The sequence below is a fragment of the Sphingobium sp. 3R8 genome, from assembly GCF_020166615.1.
Lineage (GTDB): Bacteria > Pseudomonadota > Alphaproteobacteria > Sphingomonadales > Sphingomonadaceae > Sphingobium > Sphingobium bisphenolicum.
Genome location: NZ_JAIQXR010000016.1, coordinates 26,909 through 48,373, shown reverse-complemented (window position 1 = coordinate 48,373; position 21,465 = coordinate 26,909). Strand labels below are relative to the sequence as shown.

Genomic DNA, 21,465 nt, shown 5'->3' with positions numbered 1-21,465 from the left:
ATGGCAAGCGCATCTCCGATCGACCCCGCCTTCCTCGACAAGGACGGCAACCCGCTCTTCCATCTGGACCATGAGCCGCATCATCCCGAAGGGTCCAGCACCATGCTGGGCTTCTGGATGTACCTGATGAGCGATTGCCTCATCTTCGCCTGCCTGTTCGCCACCTATGCGGTGCTGGGCGGCAATTATGCGGCGGGACCGGGGCCGAAGGATCTGTTCGATCTGCCGCTGGTGGCGGTGAACACGGCCATGCTGCTCTTCTCCTCCATCACCTATGGCTTCGCCATGCTGGCGATGGAGAAGAACCGGGTCGGCGCGACGCAGGGCTGGCTGGCCGTCACCGGCCTGTTCGGCCTCGCCTTCCTCAGCATCGAAATGTACGAATTCGCGCACCTCATCCATGAGGGCGCGACGCCGATGCGGTCGGGCTTCCTGTCGGCCTTCTTCACGCTGGTCGGCACCCACGGGCTGCACGTCACCTTCGGCTGCATCTGGCTGGTGACGCTGATGGTGCAGGTCGCGAAAAAGGGCCTGATACCCGCCAACCAGCGCCGCCTGATGTGCCTCAGCATGTTCTGGCACTTCCTCGACGTCATCTGGATCGGCGTCTTCACCTTTGTCTATCTGATGGGAATGCTGCGATGAGCGATGCCGCCCACCCCAAACCCGGCCATGACCACCCCGACGCCCATGCGGGCGCGCATGGCAGCATGGGCAGCTACATGATCGGCTTCGGCCTGTCGGTGATCCTGACGGCCATCCCCTTCTGGCTGGTCATGGCCGGCGTCTTCGCCAATCCGCAGACCACCGCAATCATCATCATGGCCTTCGCCGTGGTGCAGATCGTGGTCCACATGATCTACTTCCTGCACATGAACACCCGCTCCGAAGGCGGCTGGTCGATGATGGCGCTGATCTTCACGCTGGTGCTGGTCGTCATCACCCTGTCCGGGTCGATGTGGGTCATGTATCATCTCAATCATAATATGATGCCCATGTCGCAGCATGACATGAGCCAGATGCCGTGACACAGGCCGACCCCCGCCCCGCCCCCAAGGGCAAGCGGGCGGGGTTTCCGGTCGGCCTGACATTGGCTGCACTGATCCTGTTCGTCGGCCTATGTGCGCTGGGCGTCTGGCAGGTGGAGCGGCTGGAGTGGAAGCGCGACCTGATCGCCCGTGTGGACGCCCGCATCCACGCCGCGCCGGTGCCAGCGCCGCAAAGCGCGACCCAGGCCGACGAATATCGCCGCGTGTTCGCCACCGGCACCTTCCTGCATGACAAGGCCGCGCTGGTGCAGGCTTCGACCGTGCGCGGCGCGGGCTATTGGGTGCTGACGCCGCTGCGCCGCCCCGATGGCGCAATCCTGCTTATCAATCGCGGCTTCGTGCCGCCGGACGCCAAAGCCCGTTACGACCGGCCGCAAGGCGTGGTGCGCGTCACCGGCCTGCTGCGCCTGACCGAGCCGGGCGGCGGCTTCCTGCGCAGCAACGATCCCGCCGCCGACCGCTGGTATTCGCGCGACGTCGCCGCCATCGCCGCCGCGCGCAGGCTTGTGCCGGTCGCGGGCTATTTCATCGACGCACAGGCTGGCCCCGCCCCCGACGCACTGCCCGTCGGCGGACTGACCGTCGTCAGCTTCCCCAACAACCATCTGCAATATGCCATCACCTGGTTCATACTGGCGGCGATGGTCGCCGGGGCCTATAGCCTGGTCATGCGCCAGTCTGGAAAAGATCGCCGGGGATGACTGCACAGCCGGGAAGACGCGCGCGCTGGCTGCCGAGCCGGTGGCCCGCCGACGCAGCCGGGCGCCGCAACATGGCGTTGCTGGTGCAATTGCGCTGGATCGCCATCGCCGGGCAGGTCGCGACGATCCTGTTCGTCCATTTCGGCATGGACATCCACCTGCCGCTGCCATCGATGCTGGTCGTGCCGTGCATCGCAGCGGCGATGAACATCGGCAGCCTGATGGTGCTGCGCAGGCGCACCGACATCACCCATGCCGAGCTGTTCCTGGCGCTGTTGTTCGACGTGTTCGCGCTGACCACCCAACTTTATCTGAGCGGCGGCGCGACCAATCCGTTCGTGTCGCTCTATCTGGTGCAGGTGGCGCTGGGCGCGGTGCTGCTGCATCGCTGGAGCGTATGGGGAATCGTGGCGGTATCGATGCTCTGCGCGGCGATGCTGGCCTTCGTCTACCGTCCGCTCGACCTCAGCGAAACGCTGGAAGGGCATTTGTTCGACCTGCATATCGTCGGCACCTGGATCTGCATCACCATGATCGCGGTGTTGCTGGTGCTGTTCATGACCCGCGTGACCCGCAACCTGCAACAGCGGGATGCTTATCTGGCGGAACTGCGGCAGCAGGCGGTCGAGGAAGAGCATATCGTACGGATGGGCCTGCTGGCATCGGGCGCGGCGCATGAACTGGGCACTCCTCTCGCCCAGCTCGCCGTGGTGCTGGGCGACTGGCGGCACATGCCGGAGATCAAGACCCACCCCGCACTGGTCGAGGAAGTGGGAGAGATGGAAGCGGCAGTGCAACGCTGCAAGACCATCCTGACCGGCATCCTCATGTCCGCGGGGGAGGCGCGCGGCGAAGCGCCGCAGATCACCAACGTCCGCGATTTCATCGACATCATCGCGCGCGACTGGCGGATCGCCAATCCGGGTATGCCGCTGCGCTGCGATTTCGGCCCGCATGAATATCCGCGCATCATCGCCGATCCGGTGATCCGCCAGGCGGTGACCAACCTGCTGGACAATGCGCGCGAGGCGGGCGCGACCTATATCAACATGATGGTCAGCCGCGACAGCCAGTGGCTGCACATCGCGGTGCGCGACAATGGCCGTGGCTTCGACGCGGCGATGCTGGCCGATGTCGGCAAACCCTATCGGTCGAGCAAGGGCAAGCAGGGCGGCGGCCTCGGCCTCTTCCTGGTGGTCAATGTCGTGCGCAAGCTGGGCGGGCGGGTCGACGCCAGCAATGGTGCGGAGGGCGGCGCGATGATCCTGCTGCGCCTGCCGCTCTCGACGCTGGCGCTGGAGGAGGCGAATGATGACGGATGAACGGCAATTGCTGATCGTCGAGGATGACGAAGGCTTCGCCCGCACGCTCAAACGCTCTTTCGAACGGCGCGGCTACAGCGTGCTGTCGGCCGACAGCCTGGAAACGGTGACCGCGATACTCGCCGACAACCGCCCCGGCTTCGCCGTCGTCGATCTCAAGCTTGGCCCGCAATCGGGCCTGGCCTGCGTCCAGGCGCTCCACGCCCATGATCCGGCGATGCTGATCGTGGTGCTGACGGGCTTCGCCAGCATCGCGACGGCCGTGGAGGCGATCAAGCTGGGCGCCACCAATTATCTCGCCAAGCCTTCCAACACCGACGATATCGAGGCCGCCTTCGCCCGCTCCGGCGGCAATCCCGCCGCGCCGCTCGCCCCCCGGCCGACGTCGATCAAGACGCTGGAATGGGAGCATATCCACGAGGTGCTCAAGGACAGCGAGTTCAACATCTCCGAAGCCGCGCGGCGGCTGGGTATGCATCGCCGCACCCTCGCCCGCAAGCTGGCCAAGCGTCAGGTAGGTTAAGTTTACTTACCCACTTGCGACGGACCCAGACAGGCTGGATCAAATAGAGAATCTTCGCTGTCGCAGTCCATGACAAAGTAGCCGCGCCGGACAGATGGTAATGGGCCGCTGTTTTCTTGTCGGAACCAGCGGCGTCGTCTATGATCTGTCCATCCATCCCGGCAGGAGGGGATCATGGCAGGCTTTATCGGCTATTGGCTTACGATCGATCGTGATTCCGGCACATTCGACATGCAGATCGATTATTATGTTCCCGGCTATGACGATCCGGAAACCGGGGAAGCCTTCTACGAAACAAGCTGGAATTACAATTATTACGACCAGGGCGGGACGATCGGGGGCACCGGCGGCTATGGCTGGGACTCGGGTTCCGCCATCGTCTATCTCGGCTTTCCGGGAGGCGAGGATGCGTCCGACGGCACTCTCTCCTTTTCCGCGATGAACAATTTCAGCGGCGAGTCGGTCTCCATGACCTGGCACATCCTCAATGCCGGCCTTGCCCATGGCGACCAGTTGCTGACCGGTTCCGCCGACATGGACATCATCCTGTCCGGCTATGGCGCCGATGAACTGCGCGGCGGCGATGGCGACGATTTTCTCGACTCTGGCGATGGCAATGACCGGCTGTTCGGCGGCGCGGGCGATGACTGGCTGGACGGGGGGCGCGGCGCCGACCAGATGAGCGGCGGCGACGGCCATGACATTTATTTCGTGAGCAACATCTACGATCAGGTGATCGAGGCGGACGGCGAAGGCATCGATTTCGTCGTGTCGTCGGTCAGCTACACATTGGCGCCCTTCGTCGAAGCGCTGGCGCTCGACGGCGCCGATGCCCGCAACGGCACAGGCAATGAGCAGGATAACCGGATCGACGCCAACGACCTGGCCAACGTGCTGAGCGGTCTGGGGGGCGACGACCTGCTGCTGGGCTATGACGGCGATGACAGGCTGCTGGGCGGCGCCGGCTCGGACCTGCTGGACGGCGGCGCGGGCGACGATCGGCTGGAGGGCGGCGATGGCGATGACCTCTATGTCGTCGACTCAATCAATGACCAGACGATCGAACTGTCCGGCGGCGGCACGGACGAGGTTCTTGTTCTGGATCTGGACGATTACGAGTTGGCGAGCCATGTGGAAAATCTCACCTATCTCGGCGGCGCAGCGCTGTTTCGCGGCAGCGGCAACAGCCTGAACAATCTCCTGAACGGCGGATTGGACGCGGATATCCTGCGCGGCCTGCAAGGCAGCGACACCCTGCACGGCGACTTGGGCGACGATGTGCTGATGGGTGGAACGGGCGCCGATATGCTTTATGGCGATCAGGGCGTCGACATGGCCAGCTATGCCGAGGCCCTGTCGGCCGTCGCCGCCAACCTCGCCTCCGGCGTCGGAACGCGCGGCGAGGCGATCGGCGACCAATATGACGGGATCGAGGGGCTGATCGGCAGCAGCCACGACGACAAGCTGACCGGAGACGCCGGCGAGAACCAGCTTATGGGCGGCGCGGGCGATGACATGTTGTTCGGTGGCGACGGGCGCGACTGGCTGATCGGCGGAGCCGGCGCGGATCTGCTCAACGGCGGCAAGCATGGCGACGTTGTGAGCTATCGCGGATCGGTCGGGGCAGTGCTTGTCAATCTGCAGACCCAGACCGCATCGGGTGGCGACGCCGACGGCGACACGCTCATCAGCTTCAGCCATGCGGAGGGCGGCGACGGCAACGACGTACTGATCGGCGGCGGCGGCCGCAACCAGTTGATCGGCGGCCTGGGGAATGACCGGCTGGAAGGCGCCGCTGGCGACGACATGTTGCGGGGCGGCGCAGGCGCGGATACGCTGCTGGGCGGCGACGGCAACGACATTCTGGACTATAGCGGATCGACCGCCGGCGTGACTGTGAACCTCACCACCGGCGCAGCGGACGGCGGCGATGCGACCGGCGACAGCTTCAGCGGCATGGAAAGGATCACCGGCAGCGACCTTGACGACACTCTGGCTGGCGATGGCCGGGCCAATATATTGGTCGGCGGCGCCGGCGACGATATTTTATACGGCGGTGCTGGCAACGACATCATCATCGGCGGCCTTGGCGCGGATGAAATGCACGGCGGCAGCGGGTCGGACCTGTTGAGCTACAGGGGATCGCTCGACTGGGTGACCATCCATCTCGACCTGGGCTGGTCCTATGGCGTGGAAGGGGCCGGCGACAGGTTCATCGGGTTCGAGAATGCCCGCGGGAGCGAGGTCGGGGATGCGCTGTACGGCAATGCCGGCAACAACCATCTCTACGGCGGCGGCGGTGGCGACTATCTGGACGGCGGCGGCGGCAAGGACGTCCTCTACGGCGAGGCCGGCGACGACGCCTTCCTGTTCTGGACGGGGTCCGGCCAAGTGCGAATCATGGACTTTACCGCCGGCGACGAGCAGGCCGATGATCGCATCATTCTGACGATGGGCGAGGATTATGACAGTTTCGCCGAAATCATGGCGATCGCGACGACGGATGGCGCCGACACCCGCTTTGATTTTGGGGGTGGACAGTCCCTGATCCTGACCGGCGTCGATAAAGCCGCGCTGGTCAGTTCGGATTTCGTCTTCAGCTAGGGAGGGAGAGGCAATTCCCGCCACGGCATGGCCGGTCAGGGCGTAGCGCGCCAAAAACGAGGGTTCGCATCGTAGAGCATCGTGCGGAAAAGTGGGAACCGTCCGCATGATGCGAAGATAAAAAACCAGATCGTACGACTTGCATCCGATTAAACGCAGCGCGCTTTAGACGGCTGGAGCGGGTGAAGGGAATCGAACCCTCGTCACTTGCTTGGGAAGCAAAAGCTCTACCATTGAGCTACACCCGCCTGCCCGATCGCCCATGGCGCAAGCCATGGGCTGCTGTCAACGGGGATCAGCCATAAGGCGCATCGGCATCGCGCGCCGGAATCGCGCCGCGGCGGCCGATATTCCAGCCGGCGAGACGATGCCCGGCCAGCGCCGCATCGCGCGGGCTGGCGCCGGCCAGCCGGGCATGGAGATAGCCGCCATTGAACGCGTCCCCCGCCCCGCTCGAATCGATGACGTCCAGTTGACGCGGTATCGGCACGATCTCACCCGCCACCAAACAGCCATCGCCGCCCAGCTTCACGACCACGTCCCGCCCTTCTCCCGCACCCCAGCGCGCCGCCGCGTCGCGGGCGTCGTCGGCTTCGCCCATCTCGACCTCGTCCGCCAGCGTCGGCAGGCCCATGTCGCTGACCGCGATCGCCCGGTCGCGCCAGCGGCGCGCGGTCGCCGCATCATCCCACAGCCGCGCGCGATAATTGCCGTCGAAGGCGATGCGGCCGCCATGGGCACGCACCTGCGCGCACAGGTCCAACAGCGCCTCCCGGCCGGCGTCCGGCAGGATCGCCAGGGTGATGAGCGAAAAATAGAGCAGGTCCGATTGCGCCGCCTGCGCCACCATCGCCGCGCTTTGCGGCAGGTCGAACATCCGCCGCGCCGCCGCCTCGCCGCGCCAGTAATGGAAGCTGCGCTCGCCCGCCGCATCCGTCTCGATCGCGTAGAGGCCGGGCAGCTTGTCCTTTGCCGCGATGACCAGCGACGTGTCCACGCCTTCCGCTTCCCATTGGGCGCACAGTTGCGCGCTCATGGGATCGGTGCCCAGCGCGCTGGCGAGGCGGACAGTGTCGCCCGCGCGCGCCAGATGGATGGCGGTGTTGATGACGTCGCCGCCATAGCGCAGGTTCCAGCCATCCCCATCGCCGCGGCTCAGCTCCAGCATCGCTTCGCCAATAACCGTGATCGTCGCCTTCGTCGCCATGCCCGCTCCCTGTGCAGTAGAGCCGGCGTGGTGCGCAGGGCCGCGTTTCAAGTCAAGAGGGCCTGCCGCGCGACCGCAGGGAACGATTGCGCTGCAGCGCCGTTTTGCCGATGGCAAAGAGAGCACCGTCCACCGGCGCTTGATTCGGGGACAAGATGGTTACCGCCTCCACTGACGAAACAGGCAATCGCTTCGAACTGCTGGTTCAAAGCGTCACCGACTATGCGATCTATATGCTCGACCCGACGGGCGTAATCGTCAGTTGGAACGCGGGCGCGCGCCGCTTCAAGGGCTATGAAGCGGACGAGATCATCGGTCAGCATTTTTCCCGCTTCTACACGCCGGAGGACCTGGCGCGCGGTATCCCCGCAATCGCGCTCCATGCCGCCGAGCATGACGGCCGGTTCGAAGCGGAAGGCTGGCGCGTCCGCAAGGATGGCGGACAATTCTGGGCCAGTGTCGTGATCGATCCTATCCGCGCCCCCGACGGCCGCCTGCTGGGCTTCGCCAAGGTGACGCGCGACCTGACCGAGCGACGCGCCGCGCAGGATGCCTTACGCGCCAGCGAGGAACGCTTCCGGCTGCTGGTGCAGAGCGTGACCGACTACGCCATCTACATGCTCGATCCCGTCGGCACGGTGACGAGCTGGAACATGGGCGCGGAACGATTCAAGGGCTATAAGGCCGAAGAGATATTGGGCCAGAATTTCTCCCGCTTCTACAGCGAGGAAGATCGGCTGGCGGGCCTGCCCTCGCGCGCGCTCCATACCGCGCAGACCGTGGGCCGGTTCGAGGCGGAAGGCTGGCGCATTCGCAAGGACGGCACGCGCTTCTGGGCCAATGTCGTGATCGACCCGATCCGCACCCCGGACGGCACCTTGCTGGGCTTCGCCAAGATCACCCGCGACCTGACCGAACGACGCGATGCGCAACGCGCCCTCGACGAGGCGCGCGACGCCATCGTCCAGACCCAGAAGATGGACGCGATCGGCAAGCTGACCGGCGGCGTCGCGCATGATTTCAACAATCTGCTGGCGGTGATCGTCGGCAGCCTGGACCTCGCCCGGCAAAGGCTGACGACCGGCGGCGACATCGCCCGTTATCTCGACAACGCCATGACCGCGGCCGAGCGCGGCGCGACCCTGACGCAGCGGATGCTCGCCTTTGCGCGCAAGCAGGAACTCAAGCTGCAAAGCGTCGACTGCGTCCTATTGGTGCAGGGCATGGCCGAATTGTTCCGCACCACGTTGGGCGCGGCGGTAGCCATAGAGATGCGCTTTCCGCCGGCGCTGGGCGCCGCCCATGCCGATCCATCCCAGTTGGAACTGGCGCTGCTCAACCTGGCGGTCAACGCGCGTGACGCCATGCCGGAAGGCGGGCGGATCATCGTCGACGCGGCGCGAACGACCGTCGCCCCGGACGAGCGCCCCGACCTGGGGGCGGGCGACTATATCCGCCTGTCCGTGATCGACGAGGGCGAGGGCATGGACGCCGCCACGCTGGAGCGCGCCCGCGAACCCTTTTTCACCACCAAGGGCGTGGGCAAGGGCACCGGCCTGGGCCTGTCGATGGTGCATGGCTTCGCCCAGCAATGCGGCGGCTCGCTGACGATCGCCAGCGAGCCCGGCGTCGGAACCAGCGTATCGCTGTGGTTGCCAATGGCGCAGGCCGATGCGGAGGCGCAGCACATCGCCATGGTGGTGGAGGAATTGCATGACCCCAACATGCCGCTGGTCATTCTGGCGGTGGACGATGACGATCTGGTGCTGACGAACACGGCCGGTATGCTGGAGGATCTGGGCCATACCGTGTTCCAGGCGTCGTCCGGCGCCGATGCATTGCGGGTGCTGGCGGGCGGCAGCGTAGACCTGGTCGTCACCGACCATGCAATGCCGGGCATGACCGGCGCGCAGCTCGCCGATGCGATCGAACAGATGCAACCCGGCCTGCCGGTCGTCATCATTACCGGCTTTGCCGAACTACCGCCGCACGCCACGCATCGCCTGCGTCTCGACAAACCGTTCAGGCAGGCGGAGCTTGCGCGCACCGTCGCGACCGCCATGCGCACCGCGCTCGCATCGGCGATCGTGGCGCGCGAACCCGATCCGCCCCGTACCGACTGTTGATCCATTTTTCGAAAAACCCGGCCGAAATATTGGAAAAGCGGCATTTTTCGTCGCTCTTTACTTGCAACATCGGTGCAGTTCCCTGATGGGGACCATATCTGTTCCCAGCCTGCAGGATCGCATGGACATCTTGACCGCGCCGACCCCGACTTCGCATTTCTTCACATCGTTGCGGACACGGCTGCACTATCTCGACTGGGGCAATCCATCGGCCCCGACGCTGGTCCTGGTGCATGGCGGCTTCGACCATGCGCGCAGTTGGGACTGGACGGCGCGCGCGCTGGCGCGGGACTATCATGTCATCGCGCTGGACCTGCGCGGCCATGGCGACAGCGGCTGGTCGCCCGACGGCTCCTATATGATGGCCAATTTCGTGTACGACCTGGCGCAGCTGGTCGACCTGCTCGACCGGTCGCCCATGACGATCGTGGGCCATTCGCTCGGCGGCGCGATCAGCCTGCGCTATGCGGGTCTGTTCCCTGAAAAAGTGCGCAAGCTTGTCGCGATCGAAGGTCTGGGTCTGTCGCCCGACCGCCTGAAGCAAAAGGCCGAACAGGCGGCGCCCCAGGTCTGGCGCGAATGGATCGACACGCGCCGCGCCAGCGCACGGCGCACGCCGCGGCGCTATCCCACGATCGAGGCGGCGATCGGCCGGATGCGCGAGCGCAACGAGCATCTGACGGTCGAGCAGGCGCTGCATCTGACCAGCCACGGCGTCAACCGCAACGAAGACGGCAGCTATGGCTGGAAATTCGACCCCTATCTGAAAGGGCTGGCGCCCCAGGCCGGCACCGATGAGGAACTGCCCGACTTCTGGAAGCGGATCAGTTGCCCCACCCTGCTCTGCCTGGGCCAGGATAGCTGGGCATCCAACCCGGAAAAGGACGGCCGCATCCGCCATTTCAGCGACGCCCGGCTGGTCGAGTTCGCCGATGCCGGCCACTGGCTGCACCATGACCAGTTCGAGCGCTTCATCGGCGAGGTTCGCGGCTTCCTAGAGGGTGAAGCCGGCGACAGCCGCACGGTAGTCCGCCTTTAACCCCGCGACGAAATCGGCGGTCGGCTGCACCTTGTCGACCGCGCCGATCCCCTGGCCGCAACCCCATACGTCGCGCCACGCCTTCTTGTCGCCGCCGGTCATCGCCGCGAAATCCATGTCCTTCGCCTTGGGCAGGCTGTCGGGGTCCAGCCCCGACGCGACGATGCTGGGGCGCAGATAATTGCCGTGGACGCCGGTGAACACGTCCGAATAGACGATGTCGGCGGCATGGCTGTCGACGATCATCTGCTTGTAGGCGGGGTCGGCATTGGCCTCCGCCGTGGCGATGAAGGGCGATCCCATATAGGCGAGGTCCGCGCCCATCATCCGCGCGGCGGCGATGGCGCGGCCGGTGGCGATCGATCCCGACAGCGCCAGCGGCCCGTCGAACCATTGGCGGATTTCCTGGATCAGCGCGAAGGGCGACAGCGTGCCGGCATGGCCGCCCGCCCCCGCCGCCACCGCGATCAGGCCATCGGCGCCCTTCTCGATCGCCTTGCGCGCGAACATGTCGTTGATGATATCGTGCAGGACGATGCCGCCATAGCTGTGGATCGCCGCATTCACATCCTCGCGCGCGCCGAGCGAAGTGATGACGATCGGCACCTTATATCGGACACACAGCGCCAGATCCTCCTCCAGCCGCGCATTGGTGCGGTGGACGATCAGGTTGACGGCGAAGGGCGCATCGGCGTCGGTCAGTTCCGCCTGCAACTGCTGCAACCACGCCTCGAACATGCCCGACGGCCGCGCATTGAGTGAGGGAAAGGCGCCGACGATCCCTGCGCGGCACTGCGCCATGACCAGCGCCGGTTGCGAGATGATGAACATCGGCGACCCGATCAGCGGCAGCGCAAGGCGGCCTTCCAGCAATGTCGGCAGGGTCATGGAACAGGCGTCTCCTCTATTATCACACCGCGCTAACACCGCTCGACCCTCGGAAAAAGGCCAAAATCATCTGTGTTGATGTATTAATACAGCAATGCTATAACGACGCTGCCAGACAGTGTCGGGAGCAGGACGATGTATAGCGAGAGCGATCTACAGGATGCCGTAGCGGCGGGCGCAATCCCCGCGCAGGCGGCGCAGGCGTTGCGCGATCATGTGGCGGGACTGCGCGCCTCGCCGATGGTGGACGAAGAACATTTCCGGCTGCTGACGGGCTTTAACGACATCTTCGTCGCGATCGCCAGCGTCCTGCTGCTGGTGGCGGTTGGCTGGCTCGGCAACAGCCTGCGATTCGGGGCGCCGGACCATCATCCTGCCTTCATGGCCGGCCTGCTGGTGGCTGCCGTCAGTTGGGGCCTGGCCGAATATTTCACCCGGCGCCGCCACATGGCGCTGCCCTCCATCCTTTTGCTGGGCGGTTTCGTCGGCGGCATCGTCTTTGCGGTCGGCGCGCTGGGTGCGCAGATATTCCCCCATGCGGGCGACAGCCTGGCCTCGATGATCGTGTGCGTCGCGGCCGGCGCGGGCGTGCTGGCGGCCTGGGCGCACTGGCGGCGCTTCATGGTGCCGATCACCGTGGCGGTCGGCGCGGCGGCGGCGGCCGGCGTCGGCGTCAGCCTTGTCATGGCCGGCACGCCCGACGATATGACCCTGCCCTTCGCGTTGCTGCTGATCGCGGGCCTCGCCATCTTCGCGCTGGCTATGCGGTGGGACATGAGCGATCGCGCCCGCACCACGCCGCGATCCGACGTCGCCTTCTGGCTGCACCTGGCCGCCGCGCCGATGATCGCGCATTCGCTGTTCCACCTGCTGGGCGTGATGAACGGCGACGAGATCAGCGCCGCGCGCGCCGCGCTGGTGATCGCCCTCTATGTCGCCTTCGGCCTCATCGCACTGGCGATCGACCGGCGCGCGCTGCTCGTCTCCAGCCTCGCCTATGTCCTTTTCGCCCTGTACGGCCTGTTCCGCCAGGCCGGCGCGGTGGAACTGTCCTGGGCGCTCACGACGCTGGTGATCGGCGCGGCGTTGCTGCTGCTGTCGGCGCTATGGCACCATGCCCGCGCGCTGGTGGTGCATGGCTTGCCGCCACGCCTTTCCGAGCGCCTGCCCTATCTGGATCGCGCCGTCGCTTGACCGCGACCGGCTGCTCCCTCTTTTCAGGAGGGAGCAGCCGCAGACCTTCAATCCTCGACGATCCGCAGCAGCTTGCGCTCGACCGGTGCCAGCACGCCCTGCAACTCCTGGCCGCGCTTCAATATCTGGCCGCTTTCCCCGACCAGCGCCCACATGCCCTGGCGATGGCGCAGCGCCGGGCGCTTCTCGATCCGATATTCGGGGCGTTCGGCGGAGCGGCGGAAGGCGCTGAAGATCGCCGCCTCCTGCCCCATGTCCATCGCATAGTCGCGCCAATGGCCGGCCGACACCATGCGGCCGTACAGATCCATGATCCGTTGCAGTTCCAGCCGCTCGAACCCGACCTGGCCGCCCTTCGGCCCCGGCCCCGCTCCTTGATGGGGAAACGGCGTCACATTGGTCATCAGGCCCGGCCGCGCTCCTTGAACAGCGGCGCATCGTCATCGTCGCCCAATGCCGATGGCAATATCGGTGTCTGGCGCTCCGCCATCAGTTCGGCGAGGCGCTTCTGCAACTGTTCGACCTCGCACTGAAGCATCTCCAGCTTCTGCTTTTCGGGATCGAAACAGTCCGAACAGGGCGTGCCATAGGGCATGAAGTCGCGCTGATAGGCGGTCACGTCGACCAGCATCGCCCGCGCAGGAATGCCGACCATGGTCGCGCCTTCCGCCACATCCTTGGTGACCACGGCGTTCGCACCGACGCGGGCGCGCGCGCCGACGTTGATCGGCCCCAGCACCTGTGCGCCCGACCCGACGATCACGCCGTCATTCAGCGTGGGGTGACGCTTGCCGGCAATGCCGTTGGCGGGGTCGGTACCGCCCAGCGTGACATTCTGGTAAAGCGTCACATCGTCGCCGATCTCGGCCGTCTCGCCGATCACGGTAAAGCCATGGTCGATGAAGAAGCGTTTGCCGATCTTCGCGCCCGGATGGATGTCGTTACCGGTCAGGAAACGCGACAAATGGTTCACGGCGCGCGCAAGAAAGAACAGCCGCGCGCGATACAGGCGATGGGCGACCCGATGAAAGGCCAGCGACCAGACGCCGGGGTAGAGCAGGATTTCCGCGCGGGACCGCGGCGCCGGATCGCGGGATTTGATCGAATCCAGATAGGAAATGAGGCTGCGCACCATCCAGACGTCCCTGACCGTTCCTAGACTTGTTATGAGCATCCCATATAAGAGGAATTGCCCGGCTTTTCCAGATGGGGCGCTAACCGCGCTTTTTCGCCGCAAATAGAAACTTGCTTGGCGGCACGCGATATACCAATCATGGAAGTAGACAATTCCAGTGAGGGGTAGCGGATGATCGACACTTTTATCGCCCATTTCGGCGAAATCCTGCCTTTCATCCTCGTCGGATTCGGCGCGCAGATCATCGACGGCGCGCTGGGCATGGCTTATGGCGTCATTTCCAGCACCCTGCTGCTGACCCTGGGTGTGTCGCCCAGCCGCGCGTCGGCCAGCGTCCATGTCGCCGAAACCTTCACCACCGGCGTATCGGCGATCAGCCATATCCTGCACCGCAATGTCGACTGGAAACTATTCGCCCGGCTTATCATTCCCGGCGTGATCGGCGGCGTCAGCGGTGCCTATTTTCTGTCCAATATCGACGGCGCGGTGATCAAGCCTTTCGTTCTGGCCTATCTCGCCGCGATCGGCTTCTACCTCATCTGGCGCGGCTTCCATCTGCCGCCCAAGCCCCGCGATCCCAAATGGGTCGCGCCTCTGGGCCTGGTCGGCGGCTTCATGGACGCCAGCGGCGGTGGCGGCTGGGGACCGATCGTGACATCGAACCTGCTGCTGCAGGGGTCCAGCCCGCGCCACACCATCGGCACGGTCAACACGGTCGAATTCATCCTGACCCTGTCGATCAGCCTGACCTTCCTCCTTCATCTGGGCTGGGAAGCCTTCACCACCTATACGCTGGGCCTGCTGATCGGTGGGGTGATCGCCGCGCCCTTCGGCGCGATGCTGGCACGCCGGGTGGCGCCGCGCATCCTCTTCTCGGCGGTGGGCGTCATCCTGACGATCACGTCGCTGTTCGGGGTCGCCAAATATCTTGGATATATCGGCTAAGACGCTTATATTCGGATTTCTGATCGAGGAATCCGATAAATGTCCAGTTATCTGCCCACGCTCAAGCAGCTGCAATATCTGGTTGCGCTCAAGGAGCAGGGCCATTTCGGCAAGGCCGCCGATAGCTGTTTCGTCACCCAGTCGACCCTGTCGGCGGGCATCCGCGAACTGGAATCGCTGATCGGCGTCACCCTGGTCGAGCGCACCCGCCGGGTGGTGCGCTTCACCGCCCTGGGCGATCGCATCGTGGTCAAGGCGCATCGCGTGCTGCGCGAGGCGGAGGAGCTGGCCGCCATCGCCGAGGCGTCGGGTAAGCCGCTGACCGGCGAGTTGCGGATGAGCGTGATCCCGACCATTGCGCCCTTCCTGCTGCCGCGGATGCTGCCCAGGCTGCGCGCCGACCGGCCCGACCTCAAACTCTATCTGCGCGAGGAAACGACCCAGGCGGGGATTGAATCGCTGCGCCACGGCCATGTCGATTGCGTGCTGATGGCGCTGCCCTTCGCCATGGGCGAGGTGGACAGCGAAATCCTGTTCCAGGACCGGCTCTATGTCGCCTTTCCGCATGACGAGCCGCGCGATCCGCCCGAATGGATCGGCCCGGACATGATCGATGAGAGCAAATTGCTGCTGCTGGAGGACGGCCATTGCCTGAAGGACCATGCGCTGGCCGCCTGCAACCGGCCCGACCTGCGCGCCAGCGCGACGATGATGGGTACATCGCTGCACACGCTGATCCAGATGGTCGATAATGGCCTGGGCATGACGATGATCCCGGAAATGGCGATTGCGAGCGGGATATTGGAGCATACGCAAATTGTCGCGCGGCCGCTTCAGTCGGAACGCGCCTGGCGCGACATCGCGCTGGTGTGGCGCAAGAACAGCCCGCGCGAGAAGGAATTCCACCTGCTGGCCGGCATCTTGCGCGACGCCGCGGCGCTCAATTGCCGGTTGCCCGAAGCGGCTTAAGCCTTCCAGCCCTTCGCCCTGGCCTCATCCTCGGCCCGCGCCGCAACCCATTGAGTTGCGCCGTCGCCAAAATGCTCCTTCTTCCAGAAGGGCGCGTCGGACTTCATCCAATCGATCAGGAAGGCGCAGCTTTCCAGCGCGGCGGTGCGATGGCGCGACGCCGTGCCGACGAAGACGATGCGCGCGCCCGGCGCCAGCCGCCCGAAACGATGGATCACGCTGACGCCCAGCAGCGGCCAGCGCGCCAGCGCCTCGTCCACGATCCGGTCGACCTGCGCCTGCGTCATCGCCGGATAATGTTCCAGCTCCAGCGCGATCAGGCCGCCGTCCCCGCGCACCACGCCGGTAAAGCTCGCCACGCCGCCACCGCCCAGCGCCTCCAGCGCGGCCAGTTCGGCGGCGACATCGAAATCCGCCGTCTGGATGGCAACCCGTTTCATCCGCCCGTCACCGGGGGAAACAGCGCCACTTCGCGCGCGTCGCCGATCAGGCTGTCCAGCGGCACGAAACGCTGATCGATCGCCGCACGCAGCCGCGCCGGATCACTCAAAGCCTGCGCGTAACCCCCGCCCCGGGCGGCCAGCGTCGCGACCAGATCGGCCACGCTGCTATCTGCTGCGGGCCGCGCGACCCGCTCCTCGTCGCGGCCGATGGCCTCGCGCACCCAGGCGAAATAGACGATGGTCAGGTCCGCCATCGCCGGTCAGTCCATATGCTTGATGCCGACGCGCAGATAGTCCCAGCCGGTGACCAGCGTCAGCATCGCCGCGGCCCACAGGGTCACGATGCCCACCGTCTGGACGAAGGGGAATTGCGGCACCGCCCCGGCCAGGATCAATGCGCCCAGCGCGATGATCTGGAACGTCGTCTTCCATTTTGCGAGGCGCGACACCGGCACCGACACCTGCAGCCCGGCCAGAAATTCGCGCAGGCCCGACACTGCGATCTCGCGCAGCAGAATGATCATCGCGGCGGCGATATGGATGCCCGCTATGTCGCGGGTCGCCGCCAGCATCAGGATGACCGCGCCGACCATGATCTTGTCCGCGATCGGGTCCAGAAACACGCCCAGTTTCGACACCGTGCCCTGCGCGCGCGCCAGATAGCCGTCGAAATAATCGGTCACGCCCATCAGGCAATAGAGGGCGAAGGCCAGCGCATAGCCGGTGGTCCAGCGCGCGCCCTGTTCCGCCGGCCACAGCAGAGCGACCAGCAGCGGCACCGTCACGATCCGCGAAAGCGTCAGCAAATTGGGCAGCGTTAGCATCGCCGCGAACTGCCACAGTCCGGCGCGGCATACAAGCAAAGCCGTATCGTCATGCCCAACCCATTGGACACAGACGTCGTCAACCGCTAGACCCCGCCCCGGTCGCTCACGGGAAAGAAGACGCCCCTATCCATGCAAGCCTCTCTCAGGCTCTTGAACAAGCGCCGTTTTCTGCCGCTTTTCATCACCCAGCTCCTTGGTGCGTTCAACGACAATCTGTTCAAGAACGCGATGGTCCTGTTCGTGGTCTATCAGGTCTATAATGACGAGAAATCCGAAACCTGGTTCAGCGCGCTGGCCACGGGCCTGTTCATCCTGCCCTTCTTCCTGTTGTCGGCGATATCGGGCCAGTTGGCCGACCAGCGCGACAAGGCGGTCATCATCCGCTGGGTGAAGGCGGCGGAAATCCTGATCATGGGCGTGGGTGCGGTGGGCCTCGGCCTCATCTGGAGCGGCATTGCCGTCCACACGCTGGCGATCCCGCTGCTGCTGGTCGCGCTGTTCGCCATGGGCATCCATTCGACCTTCTTCGGCCCGATCAAATATGCGATCCTGCCCCAGCATCTGCATGACGACGAAGTGCTGGGCGGCACCGGCCTGGTCGAAGCGGGCACCTATATCGCGATCCTGGCCGGCACGATCCTGGCCGGCGTGATCCCGGTGGAGGCGGCCGCGGTCGGCATCATCATCACGGCGCTGATCGGCTATATCGCGGGGCGGGGAGTGCCCTCGGCGCCGTCATTGCTCGAAAAGCAGCCGATCGACTTCCACATCATCCGCTCGTCGGTCGCGCTGGTGCGCGGGACGATGCATATTCGCCGCCTGTTTCTGGCGATCATGGCGATCAGCCTGTTCTGGGCGGTCGGCTCGATCCTGTTCATCCAGTTCCCGCCGCTGGTGAAGAATGTCCTGACCGCCGACAAGCCGGTCGCCAGCCTGTTCCTGGCCATCTTCTCGATCGGCATCGCGATCGGCTCCGTGGCGATCAACCGGCTGTTGCAAGGCCATGTCTCGGCCAAATATGCGCCCGCGTCGGTGATCGGCATGGGGCTGTGCATCGTCGCCTTTCACATCGTGTGCGACCTGTGGACGCCCTCGCCGGACGGGAAGATGCTGTCGCTCGCCGGGTTTCTGGCCCATCCGCTGGCGATTCCGCTGTCGTTCTGCCTGCTCGGCGTCGCGACCTTCGGCGGCATGTTCGTCGTGCCGCTCTACGCCTTCCTGACCACGACGGTCGAAAAATGCGAAGCGGCGCGCACCGTGGCGGCCAATAATATCGTCAATTCGGGCGCGATGGTGGTCGGATCGCTCTGCGCCATCGGGCTCAGCATCGCCGGCGTATCGGTGGTGATGCAGTTGCTGCTGGTCGCCTTCCTCACCCTGCCCTGCGCGGCGATGGCGTGGAAGCTCCACAAGGCCTGCGACGGCCCTCTATGCCATTGACCGGACGCCCGGTCCTCGTCTCAGAAAATGAAGCTGTAGAAGGCCGTGAAGAAGGCCGCGAAGCTCAGGCCGAACAGCTTCCAGTCGCTGTCGTCGTCGCTGAACCGCTTCTTGCGCGCGGGCATATCCTCCACCACGCGCAGCACATGGGCGGGCAGCCGCTGGCGGAACGGATGGCGGGCCGATTCGGTGGTGAGGACGAGGGGTCGGTTTCGCATAGCGATTGGTTAACGCAAAATTTACCATATAGACCAGCGCATATTGTGGTTAATTCCGGCCTGTCCCGGCACGGGACAGGCTTGACTGTATGATATGAATAACACAGTATGACCCAAGACATGCCCGATTCCGCCCCACTCGATCCCTTCGCGCAACCCCCGCGCGAGTTCGGCGCGGGTCCGCCCAGCGCCTTCGCACGGCCCACGCCCTGGCGTCGCCGGCTCCAGATCGCCGGATGGGTGATCGCCGCAGGCCTCGCCGTGCTGATGATTCTGGTCGCCTGGCTCGCGGTCACGGCGCCGCTCTCCCGCTCGCTCAAGCCGATCGCGCCGCCCAGCATCAGCCTGACGTCGGCGGACGGCCATCTGATCGCCCGGCGCGGCGCGGTGATCGACACACCGGTGACGATGGCCGAATTGCCCGCCCATGTGCCGCAGGCGTTCATGGCGATCGAGGATCGCCGCTTCATGACCCATTGGGGCGTCGATCCGCGCGGCATCGCGCGGGCCATGTGGCATAATCTCTGGTCGGACGGATCGTCGCAGGGCGGCAGCACGATCACGCAACAACTGGCCAAGGGCGTCTTCCTGTCCAGCGACCGCACCTTCGGCCGCAAGGCGCGCGAGGCGCTGATCGCACTCTGGCTGGAAGCGTGGCTGACCAAGGACCAGATCATGGAGAGATATCTCTCCAACGTCTATTTCGGCGACAATGTCTATGGCCTGCGCGCCGCCGCGCTGCATTATTTCAATCGCGCGCCCGAACGGCTCACCATCCCGCAGGCCGCGATGCTGGCGGGGCTGTTGAAGGCGCCCTCGCGCCTTGCTCCCACCGGCAACCTGAAGGGCGCCCGCACCCGCGCCGCGCTGGTGACGCAGGCGATGGTCGATGCCGGCTATATCAGCCAGGCGGAACGCAACGCCCTGCCTCCCGCCCGGCTCAACGTCCATGACACGCCCGACGCCACCACCGGCACCTATTTCGCCGACTGGGTGCTTGCCGACGCGCGCGATCGCGCCGGGGCCGTCTATGGCGAACAGAAGATCGAAACCACGCTCGACTGGCGCATCCAGCGGCTGGCCGAAGCCGCGATCCGCCGCGCGCCGCTGGGGGCTGCGCAGGCGGCGCTGGTGGCGATGAAGCCCGATGGCAGTGTCGTCGCCATGGTCGGTGGCAAAAATTACGCCAAGAGCAGCTTCAACCGCGCGGTGCAGGCGAAGCGCCAGCCGGGTTCGACCTTCAAACTGTTCGTCTATCTCGCCGCCTTCCGCGCGGGGATGACTCCCGACGACATGATCGATGACACGCCGATCACCACCGGCACCTACCGCCCCGCCAATCACAGCGGCAAGTATCGCGGCCGCATCACCCTGCGTCAGGCCTTCGCCGCGTCGAGCAACGTCGCCGCCGTCCGCCTGACCCAGAAGGTCGGCGTCGACAATGTCATCAAGGTCGCCCGCGATCTGGGCGTCACCGCGCCGCTGACCGAAGATTTGAGCCTCGCGCTCGGCACGTCGGAAATCCCGCTGGTGGAACTGGCGGAGGCCTATGCGGCGGTCGCGGCGGGCGCCTATCCGGTGCTCGCCCATGGCCTGCCGCCCGAGGAACAGGGCTGGTTCGAAAAGCTGATGCAGCGCCAGCGGCAATTCAGCCAGGACCAGCTCGACATGATCCGCGACCTCCTCTCCTCCGCCGCCAATCGCGGTACCGGCAGCGCGGCGGCGCTGCGCACCAGCACCTTCGGCAAGACCGGCACGACGCAGGACAGCCGCGACGCCATCTTCGTCGGCTATGCCGGGGGCCTCGTGACGGCGGTGTGGATCGGCAATGACGACAATGCCCCCCTGCCCGGCGGCGCGGCCGGCGGCGGCGTGCCCGCGCGCATCTGGCGCAATTTCATGAGCGGCGCGATCAACGAACCGGTCGAGGATGCGCCGGAAGAAACGCAGGACGCCGACCTGGTCAACGCCATCGCCAATGTCACGGTGGAAACCGGCATCGGCAATGTCGGGCTGGGCGTGGACGAAGGCGGCATGACGGTGAATATCGGCGGCGGCCAGATCCGCCTGCCGATCGACCAGCCTGCCGGGCCGTCAGGCACTCCACCGCCGAGGATCGCGCCGACGCAGCCGGGCGAAGGCGAGGATGGCGGGCCGCAATAAGGATGAAACAGACCACCTTGCCCCCGTCCTGAATATTCCATATCCTGTGGACAGGAAGGTTATCGCATGTCCAAACCCATGACCCTGAATGTGCGCGTGAGCGGTGCGCTGAGCGATTTCGTCTCTACCAATATCGGGGACAGCGGGGCTTATGAAAATGTCAGCGAATATGTTCGCGATCTCATCCGTCGGGACAAGGCACGGGTCGAGGGCGAGCGGCTTGCGCTTCTCAAAACCGAACTGGTCCATGCCTTCGCCGCACCAGAGAGCGACTATCAACCGCTCGATGCCGATATGATTATCGCCCGCAACGCGCGGCCATAGGCGCATGGCCGCCTATCGCGTGCGGCAGGCGGCCGGACGGCGGATCGACGATATCTATCGCTACACCCGTGATAGATGGGACCAGGACCAGGCCGAGAATTATATTCGCGGCCTTTTCGCGCGGTTCGAGGATATCGCTATGCGGGACTGCGTCTGGCGGGATATTCCTGCGGAGTTCGGCGTCGATGGCTTTTTTTGCCGCTATGAACACCATTATATTTATTGGCGCGTCCTGTCGGACGGTGCTGTCGGCATCGTGACGGTGTTGCATGAACGAATGCACCAGATTGATCGCTTCCGGCAGGACCTGACCTGACCATCAGCCCGAAAAGAAAAAGGCCCCCGCAG

The 21,465-nt window shown here is 65.1% G+C and carries 23 protein-coding genes and 1 tRNA gene; 15 read left to right on the top strand and 9 right to left on the bottom strand.

Annotated features, from left to right (window positions below; genetic code table 11):
• The 6 genes from cyoC (at position 1) to K9B33_RS15415 (ending at position 6,199) form a co-directional block, all read left to right on the top strand.
• The gene (gene cyoC, locus K9B33_RS15445) at positions 1–645 is read left to right on the top strand and encodes a cytochrome o ubiquinol oxidase subunit III (protein ID WP_224549977.1); all 645 of its coding nucleotides are present in this window, start codon (positions 1–3) and stop codon (positions 643–645) included.
• Positions 642–1,028 (top strand): cytochrome o ubiquinol oxidase subunit IV, encoded by a 387-nt coding sequence (gene cyoD / locus K9B33_RS15440; RefSeq protein WP_224549976.1) that lies wholly within the window; start codon positions 642–644, stop codon positions 1,026–1,028. The genes cyoC and cyoD overlap by 4 nt, the downstream gene beginning before the upstream one ends.
• Positions 1,025–1,750: an SURF1 family protein gene (locus tag K9B33_RS15435; RefSeq protein ID WP_224549975.1), complete on the top strand. Its 726-nt coding sequence runs from the start codon at positions 1,025–1,027 to the stop codon at positions 1,748–1,750. The genes cyoD and K9B33_RS15435 overlap by 4 nt, the downstream gene beginning before the upstream one ends.
• Entirely contained in the window at positions 1,747–3,072 is a 1,326-nt protein-coding gene (locus K9B33_RS15430; RefSeq protein ID WP_224549974.1) for an ATP-binding protein, read from the top strand. Before K9B33_RS15435 ends, K9B33_RS15430 begins: the two co-directional genes overlap by 4 nt.
• Positions 3,062–3,595, top strand: coding sequence for a response regulator transcription factor (locus K9B33_RS15425; protein WP_224550054.1), 534 nt, complete (start codon positions 3,062–3,064; stop codon positions 3,593–3,595). Before K9B33_RS15430 ends, K9B33_RS15425 begins: the two co-directional genes overlap by 11 nt.
• A 174-nt stretch (positions 3,596–3,769) precedes the next feature.
• A complete protein-coding gene (locus K9B33_RS15415; RefSeq protein WP_263499607.1) occupies positions 3,770–6,199 on the top strand; it encodes a calcium-binding protein in 2,430 nt (809 codons plus the stop codon).
• 174 nt (positions 6,200–6,373) lie between these two features.
• On the opposite strand, the gene K9B33_RS15410 is transcribed toward K9B33_RS15415, so the two are convergent.
• Positions 6,374–6,447 (bottom strand) — tRNA-Gly (locus K9B33_RS15410).
• 47 nt (positions 6,448–6,494) lie between these two features.
• The gene (locus tag K9B33_RS15405) at positions 6,495–7,406 is read right to left on the bottom strand and encodes a sugar kinase (protein ID WP_224549973.1); all 912 of its coding nucleotides are present in this window, start codon (positions 7,404–7,406) and stop codon (positions 6,495–6,497) included.
• 155 nt (positions 7,407–7,561) lie between these two features.
• On the opposite strand from K9B33_RS15405, the gene K9B33_RS15400 reads away from it, so the two are divergent.
• Both K9B33_RS15400 and K9B33_RS15395 read left to right on the top strand, forming a co-directional pair.
• A complete protein-coding gene (locus K9B33_RS15400; protein ID WP_224549972.1) occupies positions 7,562–9,532 on the top strand; it encodes a PAS domain-containing sensor histidine kinase in 1,971 nt (656 codons plus the stop codon).
• A 121-nt stretch (positions 9,533–9,653) separates the two neighbouring features.
• Complete coding sequence (locus tag K9B33_RS15395) at positions 9,654–10,571, top strand: alpha/beta fold hydrolase (RefSeq protein ID WP_224549971.1); 918 nt, start codon at positions 9,654–9,656, stop codon at positions 10,569–10,571.
• Here K9B33_RS15395 and K9B33_RS15390 read toward each other — a convergent pair.
• Positions 10,527–11,459, bottom strand: a complete 933-nt coding sequence (locus K9B33_RS15390) for an NAD(P)H-dependent flavin oxidoreductase (RefSeq protein WP_224549970.1) — start codon at positions 11,457–11,459, stop codon at positions 10,527–10,529. The two genes, K9B33_RS15395 and K9B33_RS15390, sit on opposite strands and share 45 nt — an antisense overlap.
• Positions 11,460–11,594: 135 nt before the next feature.
• Here K9B33_RS15390 and K9B33_RS15385 point away from each other — a divergent pair, with 135 nt between their 5' ends.
• Positions 11,595–12,653 (top strand): hypothetical protein, encoded by a 1,059-nt coding sequence (locus K9B33_RS15385; protein ID WP_224549969.1) that lies wholly within the window; start codon positions 11,595–11,597, stop codon positions 12,651–12,653.
• A 47-nt stretch (positions 12,654–12,700) separates the two neighbouring features.
• On the opposite strand, the gene K9B33_RS15380 is transcribed toward K9B33_RS15385, so the two are convergent.
• Together K9B33_RS15380 and epsC are read right to left on the bottom strand one after the other, a co-directional pair.
• Positions 12,701–13,057, bottom strand: coding sequence for a DUF2794 domain-containing protein (locus tag K9B33_RS15380; protein WP_224549968.1), 357 nt, complete (start codon positions 13,055–13,057; stop codon positions 12,701–12,703).
• Positions 13,057–13,788 carry a serine O-acetyltransferase EpsC gene (epsC, locus tag K9B33_RS15375; protein ID WP_224549967.1) on the bottom strand — a complete coding sequence of 244 codons (732 nt, stop codon included), beginning with the start codon at positions 13,786–13,788 and terminating at the stop codon, positions 13,057–13,059. The genes K9B33_RS15380 and epsC overlap by 1 nt, the downstream gene beginning before the upstream one ends.
• Before the next feature lie 171 nt (positions 13,789–13,959).
• On the opposite strand from epsC, the gene K9B33_RS15370 reads away from it, so the two are divergent.
• Positions 13,960–14,733: a sulfite exporter TauE/SafE family protein gene (locus K9B33_RS15370; protein ID WP_224549966.1), complete on the top strand. Its 774-nt coding sequence runs from the start codon at positions 13,960–13,962 to the stop codon at positions 14,731–14,733.
• A gap of 39 nt (positions 14,734–14,772) precedes the next feature.
• Positions 14,773–15,702: a hydrogen peroxide-inducible genes activator gene (locus K9B33_RS15365; RefSeq protein ID WP_224549965.1), complete on the top strand. Its 930-nt coding sequence runs from the start codon at positions 14,773–14,775 to the stop codon at positions 15,700–15,702.
• Here K9B33_RS15365 and K9B33_RS15360 read toward each other — a convergent pair.
• From K9B33_RS15360 to pgsA, 3 genes are read right to left on the bottom strand one after another with little or no spacing between them, the layout of a single operon-like run.
• Positions 15,699–16,142, bottom strand: a complete 444-nt coding sequence (locus tag K9B33_RS15360) for a molybdenum cofactor biosynthesis protein MoaE (RefSeq protein WP_224549964.1) — start codon at positions 16,140–16,142, stop codon at positions 15,699–15,701. The two genes, K9B33_RS15365 and K9B33_RS15360, sit on opposite strands and share 4 nt — an antisense overlap.
• Positions 16,139–16,399 (bottom strand): MoaD/ThiS family protein, encoded by a 261-nt coding sequence (locus K9B33_RS15355; RefSeq protein ID WP_224549963.1) that lies wholly within the window; start codon positions 16,397–16,399, stop codon positions 16,139–16,141. The genes K9B33_RS15360 and K9B33_RS15355 overlap by 4 nt, the downstream gene beginning before the upstream one ends.
• Before the next feature lie 6 nt (positions 16,400–16,405).
• Positions 16,406–16,969 (bottom strand): CDP-diacylglycerol--glycerol-3-phosphate 3-phosphatidyltransferase, encoded by a 564-nt coding sequence (pgsA, locus tag K9B33_RS15350; protein ID WP_224549962.1) that lies wholly within the window; start codon positions 16,967–16,969, stop codon positions 16,406–16,408.
• A 132-nt stretch (positions 16,970–17,101) separates the two neighbouring features.
• Here pgsA and K9B33_RS15345 point away from each other — a divergent pair, with 132 nt between their 5' ends.
• Positions 17,102–18,412, top strand: coding sequence for an MFS transporter (locus K9B33_RS15345; protein ID WP_224549961.1), 1,311 nt, complete (start codon positions 17,102–17,104; stop codon positions 18,410–18,412).
• A 20-nt stretch (positions 18,413–18,432) separates the two neighbouring features.
• Here K9B33_RS15345 and K9B33_RS15340 read toward each other — a convergent pair whose 3' ends face one another.
• Entirely contained in the window at positions 18,433–18,630 is a 198-nt protein-coding gene (locus K9B33_RS15340; protein WP_224549960.1) for a hypothetical protein, read from the bottom strand.
• Between the two features lie 120 nt (positions 18,631–18,750).
• On the opposite strand from K9B33_RS15340, the gene K9B33_RS15335 reads away from it, so the two are divergent.
• The 3 genes from K9B33_RS15335 (at position 18,751) to K9B33_RS15325 (ending at position 21,433) form a co-directional block, all read left to right on the top strand.
• A complete protein-coding gene (locus K9B33_RS15335) occupies positions 18,751–20,793 on the top strand; it encodes a transglycosylase domain-containing protein (RefSeq protein WP_411974028.1) in 2,043 nt (680 codons plus the stop codon).
• A gap of 66 nt (positions 20,794–20,859) precedes the next feature.
• Positions 20,860–21,117: a type II toxin-antitoxin system ParD family antitoxin gene (locus K9B33_RS15330; protein ID WP_224549958.1), complete on the top strand. Its 258-nt coding sequence runs from the start codon at positions 20,860–20,862 to the stop codon at positions 21,115–21,117.
• Between the two features lie 4 nt (positions 21,118–21,121).
• The gene (locus K9B33_RS15325) at positions 21,122–21,433 is read left to right on the top strand and encodes a type II toxin-antitoxin system RelE/ParE family toxin (RefSeq protein WP_224549957.1); all 312 of its coding nucleotides are present in this window, start codon (positions 21,122–21,124) and stop codon (positions 21,431–21,433) included.
• Positions 21,434–21,465: the final 32 nt, after the last annotated feature.